The organism is Dyella monticola (genome assembly GCF_003363155.1).
Lineage (GTDB): Bacteria > Pseudomonadota > Gammaproteobacteria > Xanthomonadales > Rhodanobacteraceae > Dyella_B > Dyella_B monticola.
The window spans coordinates 165851-180122 of sequence record NZ_QRBE01000011.1 but is presented as its reverse complement, the minus strand read 5'-3'; the positions used below and the strand labels follow the sequence as shown (position 1 = coordinate 180122).

General features: G+C 62.1%; 8 protein-coding genes. 6 read left to right on the top strand and 2 right to left on the bottom strand.

The features are described from left to right. Positions 1–471: 471 nt before the first annotated feature. Both DWU98_RS16970 and DWU98_RS16965 read right to left on the bottom strand, forming a co-directional pair. Entirely contained in the window at positions 472–1908 is a 1437-nt protein-coding gene (locus DWU98_RS16970) for a glycoside hydrolase family 125 protein (RefSeq protein WP_115496748.1), read from the bottom strand. 204 nt (positions 1909–2112) lie between these two features. Continuing rightward, positions 2113–4791 carry a beta-mannosidase gene (locus tag DWU98_RS16965; RefSeq protein ID WP_230474889.1) on the bottom strand — a complete coding sequence of 893 codons (2679 nt, stop codon included), beginning with the start codon at positions 4789–4791 and terminating at the stop codon, positions 2113–2115. A 571-nt stretch (positions 4792–5362) separates the two neighbouring features. Between DWU98_RS16965 and DWU98_RS16960 the strand changes: the two genes are divergently transcribed. The 6 genes from DWU98_RS16960 to DWU98_RS16935 all read left to right on the top strand — a co-directional run bounded on the left by DWU98_RS16960 (position 5363) and on the right by DWU98_RS16935 (position 14046). Next, on the top strand, positions 5363–6958 hold the full coding sequence (locus DWU98_RS16960; protein WP_158545099.1) for a PAS domain-containing protein: 1596 nt from the start codon (positions 5363–5365) through the stop codon (positions 6956–6958). Between the two features lie 74 nt (positions 6959–7032). Beyond that, entirely contained in the window at positions 7033–7662 is a 630-nt protein-coding gene (locus DWU98_RS16955; RefSeq protein WP_115496745.1) for a TIGR02466 family protein, read from the top strand. Between the two features lie 108 nt (positions 7663–7770). Beyond that, positions 7771–8286, top strand: a complete 516-nt coding sequence (locus DWU98_RS16950; RefSeq protein WP_115496763.1) for an RNA polymerase sigma factor — start codon at positions 7771–7773, stop codon at positions 8284–8286. After that, a complete protein-coding gene (locus DWU98_RS16945; RefSeq protein WP_115496744.1) occupies positions 8279–9406 on the top strand; it encodes a FecR family protein in 1128 nt (375 codons plus the stop codon). Before DWU98_RS16950 ends, DWU98_RS16945 begins: the two co-directional genes overlap by 8 nt. Positions 9407–9534: 128 nt before the next feature. After that, complete coding sequence (locus DWU98_RS16940) at positions 9535–12336, top strand: TonB-dependent receptor (RefSeq protein ID WP_115496743.1); 2802 nt, start codon at positions 9535–9537, stop codon at positions 12334–12336. A gap of 207 nt (positions 12337–12543) precedes the next feature. Then, on the top strand, positions 12544–14046 hold the full coding sequence (locus DWU98_RS16935) for a CehA/McbA family metallohydrolase (RefSeq protein WP_115496742.1): 1503 nt from the start codon (positions 12544–12546) through the stop codon (positions 14044–14046). The last annotated feature ends 226 nt before the right edge of the window (positions 14047–14272 follow it).

Sequence of the window (14272 nt, the reverse complement as noted above, 5' to 3'; positions counted from 1 at the left end):
GCCGCGCATTGCGCGCGGCGTGTAGGGCTACAGGAAAAAACCTGCTCGTTTTGTCGGAATCAGCTGCTTCCGTTTTGACGAATGCCCACTTTGGCTCGACGCCGCGCCGTCAGCGCGGTGGTGAAGTAGGTGAAATGCACCGCTGCGGGAGCACGAGGACGTGCGGGTGCCGTATGATCGAGAACAACCATCATTAACTCCGAATCAGTTGGTGGTGGCCAGCGGGTCGCTTGAGGTCGTAACTCGGGCGATCCGCGATACTTCACATCATGTCGGGCGTGTCGCGGTCATCACTCGGATGGGCACGCCCGACTACCGCACCTTCGCATAAAGCGCTGCGGAAAATCTGTCGGTGCTGGGTGCTTCGACACGTTGGCGAACGCCTACGCGTCCTACGCGAAGCACGCGCGGATCGGGTTATCCCATCGTGGTGCGAACGCGTAGCGGTTGACGCCACCACCCACCCATCGCTTACGCGCGCAACAACTCCGGATGATTGCGCTGCACATCCACGATCAACTCGCCAAACAAGCTGTTGGCCCAGGCAAACCAACTGCGCGTGAAATGCGAGGGATCGTCCTGGTCGAAGGATTCGTGCATGAAACCGGTGCCTGCATCGGTGTTGCGCAGCCAGGTGAGGCACTGACGGATTTCTGCGACGCTGTTGCTGGTTTGCGCATAGATCATGATCGACATCGGCCAGATCATGCGCAGGCCTTCGTGCGGGCCGCCGATGCCTTCGGCGGCCTTGCCGCGGAAGAAGTAGGGGTTGCGGAAGCTCCATGCATGATCGCGCGTGCGTTGGTAGACGGCGTCGTTGCGTTCGCAGCAGCCGAGGTAGGGGAGTGCGAGCAGGCTGGGGACGTTGGTGTCGTCCATGAAAATCTGGTTGCCGAAGCCGTCGATTTCGTAGGCCCAGAAGGCTTGTCCATCGGCGTCGTGCATGTGGCCGTCTTTCTGCACGGCCTGTTCCACTTCGTTGGCGAGTGCTTCGCAGTCCGATGCGAACGCGGCGTCGTGGTGAATGGTGCGGCTCATGCGCGCAAGTTGCCGCAGTACGTGCACCGCAAACAGATTGGATGGCACGGAGAGCGGATACACGCACGCATCGTCGGAAGGGCGAAACATGGAGTGGATCATGCCGTTCGGGTGCGTGGGGTTGCCGTAGCCGCCGAGCATCAGCGTTTCGGTGGGAATGGGCGAGGTGCGTTGGAAGTGATACGGGCCGTGATCGTGTTTGCGCTGCTGTTCGCGGAAGGTTTTCAGCACGAGATGCATCGCTTCGCGCCAATCGTCGTCGAACGGCTCGGTATCGCCGGTGGCTTGCCAGTAGCTGTGTGCAACTCGGATGGGGTAGCACAGCGAATCCACTTCCCACTTGCGTTCGCCGACGCCCGGTTTCATGTCCGTATCGTCATGGCGCGCCCACGACAGCGGCGGAGCGTGCGGATCGGGCAGGAACGCGTTGGCGTAGGGATCGATGCGAATGCAGCGCGCCTGGCGGCGAATCAAGCCGCGAAACAGGCGTTGCAGTGATGTATCGCCTTTGGCGAGGGGGATATACGGCACCACCTGTGCCGAGGAATCGCGCAGCCACATCGCGTCGATGTCGCCGGTGATCACGAAGGTATCCGCCTTGCCGTCGAGCGTGCCCAGTTCCACGGTGGTATCGAGCGTGTTGGGGTAGCAGTTCTCGAACATCCAGGCGAGCTTGGGATCTCCGATGGCTGCTTTCACGCGCGCAAGCTCGTGTTCGACGGCCTGGCTGACGAATTTGCGTTTGTTGAGGGGCGGGCGGTGGCTGGTGTAGCTCACCGACTTTTGCGCCAGCGCGGGTAGCGCGACGCCCGCCATGCCGGTTGCTGTAGCGGCGCCTAAGAGTTTGAGGAAGTCGCGGCGTGTAGGCATGGCGTGGTGATCTCTGCGCTAACGTGGGAGGCCAGATGTTTTAGCGTTGCCCGCACATCCAGAAGCTGCCGTTCCATCGCTTCGGCGAACGCGGGGGCAAGCGTCTCTACGAGGTTTTCAAGTCGCTGGGTCCCGGCTTTCGCCGGGACGACGGGCTAGGGGTCTGCGTGCTTTCCAGAAACATGGCGGCAAGCACGATTGTCATTAATGAGCGGCATGCATCACGTTCGCCAGATCCTGCACTTGCAAGGCGTGCTTCAACGCATCCAGCCCACGCTTGCTGTGCACCGTCAGCGTCACGCTCTGTCCCGGCAAGAGGTCGAACGCGTTGTCCGATACGTCCGCATCAAGATCGCCGAAGGACACCCACACATCACGCGCCAGCACATCGCTCGACAGCATCAGGGTGTAGCCGGCGCCAGCTGCTTGAAGCGTGGTGTGGATATGCGGCAACGGCAACGTCAGTGCCTTGGCTTCGTCGAAGAACACCAGGTTGCTGGAAATCACCTTGTCGCCATCGAGCCAGTCGAACACGGCAAAGCTCGCGTGCGGATCGGCGCCGTTGAGCAGTTGTGCATCGCTGTAGGTCGCTATCTTGGTACTGCTTAGCGCCGGCGCGGTGACGGCCTCTTCGTGTTCGCGCAGCACCTTGCCGGCGAAATCCATCACACGCATGCGCCAATGCGCGCTTACCGGCGTGGTCTGATCGGACACCAGCGACACCGTGGTCTGCCCGTTGTTGCGCAACGCCGCGATCATCAGCGGCGCATAGAAACGCCGCGCGTGGAATTGCAGGGCTTTCCAGCGGCCGAAGTAGTCGATGCTGGCCCACGACGCACCCGGCCACACATCGTTGAGCTGCCAGTACAGCGAGCCCATCGCCTGCGGGCGCGAGGCGCGCAAATGTTCGGCGGCGAGTTGGATGCCGTTGGCTTGCATCACCTGGCTCAGATACACGAAGGACGCGAAATCCTTCGGATCGCCAAAACTGCGCGTGATGTAGAGCAGCAGGCGTTTGTTGCCGTTGCCGCTGTCGAACTTCTGGTGCGCGCGCATCACCGGTGATTCCGGCTGCAGATCGCCGGGCTGGGTGAACGCGCGGATCGTGCGCATCTGCGGGAACGATTGCAGGCCGTATTCGGATTGGAAGCGCGGCGTGACGTTCAAGTATTCGGTCACCGGCTTGGCGTCGCCCGACCACACGTTCCAGTAGTGGTAATCACCGTCATACAGCACGTTGGCGGGGCCTTCGTAATCGGTGCTGGGCGTGCTGGCCCAATACGGTACGGTGGGGTCGTATTCGGTGACCACGTTGCGCAGCGTGTTGCTGAAAAGATTCACCATGCCGATGACGATGTTTTCGCGCTCCTCCGGCGAGATGGTGGCTTTGAGCTTCAGCCGATCGCCCCAGGAATCCCAGCCAGTCTGCACTTCGTTATTGCCGCACCAGAGCACGATGCTGGGATGATCGCGCAAGCGCTTCACTTGCTCGATCGCTTCCTCGCGTGTGTTCTCCACGAACGGCACGTCGCGCGGCGGAATGGCGCCGCCGAACATGAAATCCTGCCATACCATCAGGCCGAGCCGGTCGGTCATTTCGTAGAACGCGTCGGGCAGGTAATAACCGCCGCCCCAGATGCGCACCATGTTCATGTTGGCGTCGCGCGCCGACTGCAGCACACGTTCCATCTGCGCGTTGGTGGCGCGCGGCGGGAAGCTGTCGAACGGAATCATGTCCGCGCCCTTGGCGAACACCGGAATGCCATTGACCACGAATGCGAAGCTCTTGCCCCAGGCATCCTTCTGGCGCAGCAGGCTGACGCTGCGCAGGCCGGTCGCATGCTCGGCGCTATACACCTCGTTATGGGCGTCGCGGATGCTGGCCTTGAAGGTGTACATGTCCTGCGCGCCGTAACCGGCCGGATACCAGCGCCTGGGGTGCGCGATGCGCAACGGCAAGCTGATGGTGTTGCTGCCCGAATCCACCGTGACATCCTGCTCGACGTGCGCGGCTACCTGTCCATCCGGCCCGATGGCATCCACGCTCACATGCAGCGGCGTGCTGCCATCGGCATCGATGCCGAACTGCGCGGAAACATGCGCCGCATCGGCATTCACGTAATCCTGCGCGATATGGAAATCGTCCACGCGCAGCGCGTTCCAGCTATCCAGGTGCACCGGCTGCCAGATGCCCTCGGTGACGATACGCGGGCCCCAATCCCAACCGTACTGATAGGCGGCCTTGCGCACATAGTTGGCCGTCTGCTTGCCCTTGGGCTCGTCGCTGAAGGCGGAATCGAATTCGCCGGGCAGCGCATAGGGTTGCTTGAGCAACCAGGGCAACAGCCGCTTGATCGGCGAATACAGCCGCACTTCCAGCGTGTTCTTGCCTTCGTGCAGCGCAGTTTTCACCGGCACGCGCCAGCGCCGGAACATGTTGTCGGCGGAGGTGAGCTTGCTGCCGTTGAGGTACACATCGGCGAATGTATCCAAGCCATCGAACACCAGCTCGACGTGATCGCGCGCGAGGGTCGCCTTGTCGACGGTAAAGGTGGTTTCGTACTGCCAATCGGCCAGGCCCACCCACTGCACGCGCGCTTCGTTGTCGCGATAGTACGGATCGGGCAGCAGCTTGGCCGCCATCAGGTCGGTCTGCACCGTGCCCGGCACGGCGGCGGCATGCCAATGCGTGGCGTCATGGTGGGTGGCGGCCTGCGCGTCGGCGTCCACCAGGCGGAACCGCCAGCCGTCGTCCAAGGATTGCGACGTGGTTTGCGCCAGCGCGGCACAGGTCGCAAGCGGCCACAGCAGCAGGGCGAGCAAGGCAAGCATCGAACGGCGGCGCGGGGTCTCTGCGGCGGACAGGCAAATAGGTTCAGGCATGCGGCTCAGCCCTGTAGTGGGGTGGATCCCCGGTTGCACGATGGGGCGGCACGTCCCCGGCGCGCCTCATTTCAATCGATCTATATCAGGCAACACTAGCAGTTGCCTAGAGGGCGGCGCATGCCGCAGTGCAATAGTTCGGGATGCTGGTGGAGGTCGCCGTGGACAGGTCAGGCGGCCATGAGGCAGGCGGGTTCACAGCGCCTGTCGCACCCGAGCAAGGGCCTGCCTGGCCACATCGCGACAGGCCCGCTGAGGAGGCTTGTCGTCCCTGCAATGGGAAATAGACGTCTAAACGCACCAACGCGCTGGCGCAACCCAATGTTAATAGTGTGATATCGCTCGCAGAATCACGCATGCATCGCCGTGGTCTGCACGGCCATGCGCGGCGTCGGGAGTGTGTTGCTGCACGCACGGGTCGAGCGTTAGCGCGCTCCCACAGCCCTTTCGCGCCATGGGCCGCGCGAACGGTAACGAAAACGTGCACGGCCTGTCACTGATCAGTGTGACCGATCTTCACGCGTTTCCGATGGTTTCAGTAGTAGAAGTCGGCACAACAGGAGGGTGCTCTATGACTGAGCGCGCAAGTCTCCAAAGCGGCGAGCCGGCAACGGCGCCGATGTCGATGTCGACGGTGGACACGGCCACGCTTGCCAAAGCGATCGAAGCCAGCAGCGTGGGCATGATCGTGACCGATGCCGCGGGCGATCGGCCGATTCTGTATGCGAACGACGCCTTCCTGCGTATGACCGGCTACCCGCGCGAAGAAGTGCTGGGGCGCAGCTGCCGTTTTCTGCAAGGGAGCGACACCAGCAAGGAGGCCCTGCAGGAGATCGCCGACGCGTTGCGACAGGAACGCGAGGTCTTCACCGAGCTCGTCAACTACCGCAAAGATGGCAGCACGTTCTGGAATCTGCTGCACATCTGCCCGATCCATGATGAGTCCGGCCGCGTCACGTTTTACTTCGGCTACCAGCGGGATATCACCCAACGCAAGGAAACCGAGGAAGCGCTGCAGCAGGCCTTGCGTCTGGAAGCGCTGGGCAAACTCACCGGCGGTGTCGCGCACGACTACAACAACCTGCTGCAGGTGATCCAGACCTCGCTGGAGGTGATCGAGCTTGGTGTTTCCGCCAACGAAGATATCGCGCGCCGCACCAGTACCACCATGGCCGCGTGCCATCGCGCCATCGAACGCGCGACCTTGCTCACCAAGCAATTGATGGTCTTCGCGAAGCGGCAAACCTTCACCTCGCAACCGATCGACGCCAACGTGTTGCTCGAGCGGCTGCACGGCGTGTTGACGCGCGCGCTGGGCGAAGAGATCAGGGTGAAGCTTTATCTGGAGCCGGAGTTGTGGCACTGCGTCGCCGATCCGGCCCAGGCCGAACCGATCATCATCAATATCGCCATCAACGCGCGCGATGCCATGAAAGGCCGCGCGGATCAGCGTCTGGATATCAGCACCTTCAATCGCGAGCTGTCCGCGAAGGACGCCAGGCGCTTCAACATCGTGCCAGCGCGTTATGTGGAGCTGGTGCTTTCGGACAATGGCCCGGGCATTCCGCAAGGCATTCTCGGCCGCGTACTCGATCCCTTCTTCACCACCAAGACCGAGGGCAAGGGCGCGGGGCTCGGTTTATCGGTGGCCTACGGCTTCGCCCGCCAGTCGGGTGGCACGCTGTATATCGACAGCAAGGAGGGTGTCGGCACCGCGATCCATATCTTGTTGCCTTATACCGAAGCACCGGTGAACGCGGACCAGAAAAAGGCCGATCGACAGGGTACGGCGCCACAGCCGCGCATTCTGCTGGTGGAAGATCGCAGTGACGTTGCCACCATCACCAAGCAGATGCTCGACCTGCTCGGTTACCGCACGGCCATCGCAAACGATGCCGATTCCGCCTTGCAGATGCTCGCGCCCAGCGGTGCGTACGACCTCATCCTCTCCGATGTCGTCATGCCCGGCTCCATGAATGGCGTGATGCTGGCGCGCACGGCCATGCAACGCTATCCGCATCTGAAGGTGCTGCTGGTGACCGGCTACGCACAGGGCAACGATAGCGAAGACCTGGAATTTCCCGTGCTCGGCAAGCCCTATCGGCATGCGGATCTGGCGCGCAAACTCAGAGAACTGCTGTATACCCAGACGGCCGTGGCGCACTGATCGCACGTGCGCTGTACGCGAATCGTCATAGTTCATGACTAAGGTGCGCAAGATCACCGGCACCGGACTCGAACATGAATTGGACCTACAGCGCAGCGCAGAGCGCGAGGCCCGCAAAACTGGCGCCGGCGCATGCCTTTGAACTGTTCCCCACCCGCATCTGGCAGGTGCCGCTCACCCATCTGGCGGCGCACTTTCCGGAATGGGTGCGTGCCATCGAAGCGCTGCGGGCGGCAGCGCCGATACCTGCCGGGCGAACCAACCGGGGCGGCTGGAACAGCGTCGACAACGCGGTCTTGCATCAGCCGGCGTTCGCCGAGCTGTACAAGATCGTGCGCCTGTATTGCATGCAGGCCTTCACCGACATGGGGCTGAGTTCGCCCGCGTTCGACCTGCAATCGTGGATCAACATCCACGATCGCGGCGGTTTCAACTTCCAGCACATGCACGAGGGCGCGCTGCTCTGCGGCACGTTCTACCTGCAGGTGCCGGAAGGGTCGGGCGCGCTCGTGTTCAAGGATCCGCGCCCGGGCGTGCTCAATGCCTACGCCAAAGGCAATGGCTCCAATGCCTATAAAGATGTGCAGCTGCGACCTTCGGCGGGCCTGCTGGTGCTGTTTCCGCACTGGCTGGAACACTACGTGGAGCCGCACGACAACGATACGCCGCGTATCTGTATTCCGTTCAACGCGTTGCGTCCTTGAGCTACATCCACCGCGGACATTTCATAAAACCGTCATGGCGACAACCTAGGCTGTTTAGCCGTCTGAATGCCGTAGCCTGCTTCGGCGAATGGGGTCGGAGGGGCTTTGGTGCGTGAAAAGCATGGGGCATGGTCGGCGTTGTTCGCGGAAAAAAGCGCGATGCTGAGCAATTATTTTCTGCGGCGCGTGGCGCATCGCTGGGATGCGCAGGACCTGGTGCAGGAGGTCTACCTGCGACTGCTGCGCATCGAGCCTGCCGATGCGGCCAATATCCGCAGCCCCGAGGCGTATTTGTTCACGGTGGCGGCCAATCTGGTCAAGGAACACGCGGTGCTGCGCCAACAGCAACCGCTGGGCAGCGACGAACTGGACCAGGTAGTCGAACAGCTGGTGGCGCCGACCAACCTCGAAGCGGACATGGACAGTCAGTCGCGCCAGCAACGGCTGGGCGCGCTGATCGATCGGCTGTCGCCCAAATGCAAGGCCGTGCTGATCATGCATTATCGCGATGAGATGTCGTATCGCGAAATCGCCGAGCGCATGTCCATTTCCACGCACATGGTCAAAAAATACATCGTGAAGGGCCTGGCGGCGTGCCGGCAAAGGATGGCCGATTATGAGTGAAGCGACCCATTTCGACGCAGCGCGTCAGGCGCGGCGCATCACCGAGCAGGCGGCGGCCTGGTATCTCGAACAGCAGGAGCCGCTGACCGAGCGCCAGCGCGTGGCCTTTCTGGAATGGCTGCGCGCCTCGCCGCAGCATGTGGCCGAGTATTTCGCGATTGCGCAGATGCATGGCGACCTGAAAGCCGCCGCCGCACTGCAGACGCAGTCCGTCGCTGCGTTGACGGAGCGCGCACGTCGCGACAATCCGGTGGTGTTGTTTCCGCACATGGAAAACGTCTTGCCGCGTGAGCGTGGCGCGCATCCGCCGCGCCGCAGGCGCGCGCTGGCCGCATGGGCCGCGACGGCCGTCGTGCTCGCCGCGATCGGTCTGGGTGTCGTGCGCTTGCCGGGACATAGCGAGAAAACCGTACAGGCGACGATGCACGGCGCCGTCGGCAACGACGCTGCCGTGCATACGATGAAACTCGCCGACGGGACGCTGGTGCAACTGGATCGCAACAGCGTCATCGACGTGCACTTCGATCAACACTACCGGCGCATCAACGTGGTTCGCGGCAATGTGCTGTTCGATATCGGCAAGGACCCCGCACGGCCCATGCTGGTGAACGTGGGTGGCCATGTGCTGCAGGACATCGGCACCGTCTTCGACGTCAAGCGCGATGCACAGGGCGATACGCTCACCGTTATCAGTGGCCGCGTGCGGGTTCTGAAGGCGCCCGATCCATCGGTCAACGCGGGCGACGTGGTGCTGGCCAAGGATGCGGTGGCCGATCTCACCGCCGGGCAACAGATCGAGCTGAATGCGGCCGGTGCCAGTGCCGTGCACGCGGTGAAGATCGCCCGGGCGACCGCATGGCTGCCTGCCGATATCCGCTTTCAGCGTGAAACCGTCAGCGACGTCGCGCGCCGTTTCAATGCCTACACTAGCAAGCCGCTGCTGATCCAAAGCGCGTCCATCGGGGACAAGCGCATCAGCGGCATTTTCCACGCGAACAACCCGCAGGCCTTTGTGGCGTATCTGGCGACATTGCCCGGTGTGACGGTGATCAATGACACCGATTGCATTCGCATCGTGGCGTCCGCGGCGCAGGCCGACACAAAAGCCGGACACCTGTAAGAAAAAATTCATCGAACGAGCGGTACCCGATGGCGCGCCGCGAGACTCTTGAAAGATATGGGCAGACGCAAAACGCGTAATGCGATAAGCGTCCGCGACACGATCATCCTCTCAAGGTCTCTTCCCACATGCGCAATGGTTTAGCACTTCATATCGCCCTGGTGCTGGGCACCAGTCTGCCGTTGGTGGCGTTCGCGCAAGCAAATACGCAGGCATTGCACACGACCGCCATCGCGCCGATGTCGCTGGCCAAGGCGTTGGAAAACTTCTCTCACGAAGCTGGCCTGCAGATCGTCTACGGCTCAGAGATCGCCGACAGCGTTCGCAGCCCGGGTGCTGCCGCGGGCCTCACGCCGGAGCAGCAGTTGCGGCAGTTGTTGGCGGGCACGGGTCTCACCTACCGCTTCGTAACGCCGAACACGGTGACGATTGTCCCGGGAAACGTGGCAGCCAATGCGGGCAATCCGGCCTCCGCTGCGGTAGTGACGGCCGGTAGTGCAGGTTCGAATGCGTCAACGGCGGCTTCGTCGAATGTCGACAAGAGCACCAAGGATCTGGATAGCGTGGTGGTGACGGCGCGTTCGGGTGTGGATGTGCGCACGCGCGCGCAGACCAGCTACTCCATCACCACCATCGACGAAGATCGCCTGCGCATGCAGGCTCCGACCAGCGTCGCCGACGCGGTGAAATCCGTGCCGGGTTTCTGGGTGGAAGATTCCGGCGGCGAGGCGAGCGGCAACATTCGCGCGCGCGGTATTCCGGTCGATGGCTTCGGCTCGGTGAACCTGCTCGAAGACGGCATTCCCGTGCAACACGATCCGGCGCTGGGCTATCTCAACGCCGACCAGGCGTTTCGCCTGGATGAAACCATCGAACGCGTCGAAGTGGTGCGCGGTGGACCTTCGTCGATCTTCTATTCGAACGCGCCGGCCGGTGCCATCAACTTCATCCCGCGCCAGGTCGACGACATGCCGGAAGGCTTGATCAAATACACCGCCGGCAACTACGGCCTGGGCCGGCTGGATTTCTGGTTCGGCACGCCACTGGGCGACGGTTGGAAGTTCAGTACCGGTGGTTTTTTCCGTGTCGATCACAATATCCGCGACCCCGGTTTCAATGGCGACAATGGCGGGCAGCTGCGCGCCACCTTGTCCAAGCAGTTCGAGAATGGCGACTTGAGTTTCGACGTGAAGCGTCTGGATGACCGCGTCTATTTCGATCTCGGCATCCCGATGTACCGCAATCCGGATGGCGATCTCGTCTCCGTGCCCGGCTTCAACGGCAACTACGGCACCGTGGCCGGTCCCGATACCGAGCACGTGGCGCTGCAGCAGGGCAACGGCAGTAACTACAACTTCGACAATTCCCTCGGTACGGATGTGCAGCGCACGCAGCTCACGCTGAAGTTCGATTACAACCTGTGGGACAACTGGAAGCTCGCCGAAGACCTGCGCTACAGCGATACCGACACGATCCGCAATGGCGTTTATCCGAATGCGATCGAAACGTCCTCGGCGTTCTATGCCTCGGCCGAATCGCGCCTGGCGCAGTACTACCCCAATGCGGCCGGCATGCAGCTGCGCTATGCCGATACCGGCGCGGTGTTCAACAACGCCAATCAGAACGGCAACGGCCTGGTGATACTGGGTGGTCTGCGCGGCATCACCATGCCGATGACCGAGCTCACCTCCAACACGCGCCTGATGCGCAAGTTCGAGTTCGGCGACCAGACGCACGATGTGACGCTCGGCTATTACCACGCCTATTTCAATCAGAGTTTCGACCGCTATTCGTCCACCGTGCTGCTGGATACGTCGGACAATGCCAAGCTGCTGAACCTGGTGGCCGTCAACGCGGCCGGACAACCGATCGGCATGCTTACCAACAATGGCATCTACGCCAACGGTTACGAATGGGCGCATGCGCACGGCACCTCCGACACCGACGCGTTCTACTTCTCCGACGAGTGGCAGGTGACCGACAAGCTGCGCATCGACGGCGGTGCGCGCTGGGAACGCGTGGAAACCAGCGGCTGGACGGAACTCCCCGCCACGGTGAATCTGGGTACGCCGTGGAGTTCGGACATCCTCACCGGCAGCGGACAATACGCCGGTTACGATCACGCTTTCCACAAGCTGGGCTGGACGGTGGGTGCGAACTATCAGTTCACCGATCACCAGGGTGTCTTCGCGCGCTACACCTCCACCTTCCGCTTGCCCAACTTGAGCACGTACATCACCACGCCGACGGCGCTGCCGCTGATGCAAACGATGGTGCTGCCGGAAGTGGGCTACAAGTTCGCCAACCGCTACATCGAGATGTACGAAACGTTCTTCTACACCAAGTACAACGACGTCAGCTTCAGCAACTACGTGTTCAACGCGAACACGGGCGTGTCTACCCCGGAGACCGGTTACGCGGATACCGAAACCTACGGGCTGGAGCTGGAAGGTACGGTCTATCCTTCCTCGGTTTTCGATGTGCAGTACGACGCCACGCTGCAGGACCCGCGCTACAAAGGCCTCAACTACACCACGGTGGTGTCCGGCGCGCCGGTGTTGCTCGATTACGATGACGACCAGCTCATCCGCGTGCCGCGCAAGAGCTTTCGTGTGGTGCCCGGCGTGAATCTGCTGAACAACAAGCTGCGCCTGCAGATGGCCTACGAGTACGAGGGCAAGCGCTTTTCCGATACCGCCAATTCGGTGGTGCTGCCGCAGTACAACACCATCAGCTTCAGCGCGCGCTACCAGCTGACGCCGGATCTGTCGGTGTTTGTGTACGCCGACAACATCACCAACTCGCTGGGCCTGACCGAAGGCAATCCGCGTTCGGGCGAGCTCAAGAGCAGCGACGCGGGCGCGACGGTGTTCATTGCGCGGCCGTTGCTGGGGCGCTCGTTCCGCGCCTCGGTGATGTATCGGTTTTGACCCGCTTCAACGTCGTGGCCGGTTCGATAGCGCTATGTTTTCAGCCACGCGACGTAGTGTCCCCTCCCCTGCGCGCCGGGGAGGGGCACATTCAGGCACGATGACTCGTTCGGAATATGTGATGTCATGACTACTTCAAGCTTGGCTATGCTTCAGTCGAATCGGGCGCGGCAAAAACCATCGCGCGGTAGGTCGTACGCGTGGGTGATGGCATGGCTGCTATGCCTCTGCTTCAGCGTGCATGCAGACGGCAACGCACCGGACCTCGTTCTCAAAGGCCAGCTCAGCGGTGCGGACAACCACACCTATCGCTCCGTACCGTTCACCGTACCGGCCAACGTGAATCGCATCACCGTGCAGTTCGATTACACCGGGCGCGATCAACACACCACCGTTGATCTGGGTGTGCTTGGTCCGGATGGTTTTCATGGTCAGGATGGTTTTCGCGGCTGGAGTGGCGGCAGCAAGAAGATCTTCACCATCGGCCAGACCGATGCGACGCCATCCTTCCTGCCTGGGCCGATTCGCGCCGGCCGCTGGACGCTGCTGCTTGGCGTGCCCAACATCCGCTCTGGAGTGACGGCGCAGTACACCGCCAGGATCTGGTTTGGCCATCCGGGCGATCCGGCGTGGTTGCCCGAAGTGCTCAATCCACCGTTGCGCAGTGAAGCGGGGTGGTATCGCGGCGACTTGCATATGCACGGTGCGCATAGCGACGGCAGTTGCGTCAGCCAGAGTGGGCGCCAACGCGTTCCGTGCCCGCTGTTTCTGACGATTGAAGCGGCGCTGCATCGCGGACTCGATTTCATTGCGCTCAGCGATCACAACACGGTGTCGCAAGCGAACGATCTGCGCGAACTGCAACCGTATTTCGATAACCTGCTGTTGATACCCGCGCGCGAAATCACCACCTTCACCGGCCACGCGAATGTGTTCGGTACGGACGAACCGATCGATTTTCGCGTGGGCAGCGCCGCGGTGCCGGATTGGAACGCACTGCTGCACGAGGTCGGCAGGCTGCATGCGCTGATTTCCATCAATCATCCGATTCGTCCCGATGACGAAACCTGCATGGGTTGCGGTTGGGCGCCGTCCAATCCGGTCGACATGCATGAAGTGCAGGCGATCGAAGCGGTCAACGGAATGGATGCGATGCTGCCCGATTCAGGCGTGCCGTTCTGGCAGAAGCTGTTGGATCAGGGGTATCGGCTTACGGGCGTAGGCGGCAGCGACAATCACGATGCGGAAAAGTCGCTCACGCTTCCAGGCGGCGTGCGGGTCGGTACACCGACGACCGTGGTGCATGCCAGTGCGCTGTCCATGCCGGCAATTCTTGACGGCATTCGTGCCGGGCACGTTTTCATTGATACGGAAGGTACGCCGGACCGCTTCCTCGATCTCACCGCCACGGCCGGCAGCCAGAACGCGCAGATGGGCGATGCGCTGAGCGCGCCGCGGGGTGAGATCGTGCACTTCAGCCTGCAGGCCATCGCACCGGCGGGCGCCCATGCCGAGGTGATCGTCGATGGCAAAAGCTGGCAGCCGAAGGCCGATCTGGTCGTACACGGCCCGCTGAAACAATCGTTCGACTGGCCCAGCGACGGCAAGCGTCACTGGATCCGGGCCAATGTGCGGGGGGCCGGCGGGGAGCTGCTGTTGGTGGGCAATCCTATCTATATCAATGAAGGGACCGGACAGGGGCAGGGTTAGCGTCCTTTCAAACCGGCGCCACATAGCGCCGAATTCTGGCGGCCGGCCGCGATTGCCGCGGCCCGATGGCGTTGCCATGCATGCTGGGCCGGGTGGTCCTGGCCCCTCAAAATCGGGCACAGCCAGGTGCCCTTTCCGCGTTCGCCGAGGCGACGGGACGCCGGGCGGGTGGCGTGTTCTTCACAGTTTGGCAAGCGTCTTGCTTCTCACGGCCATGGGGGTTTAT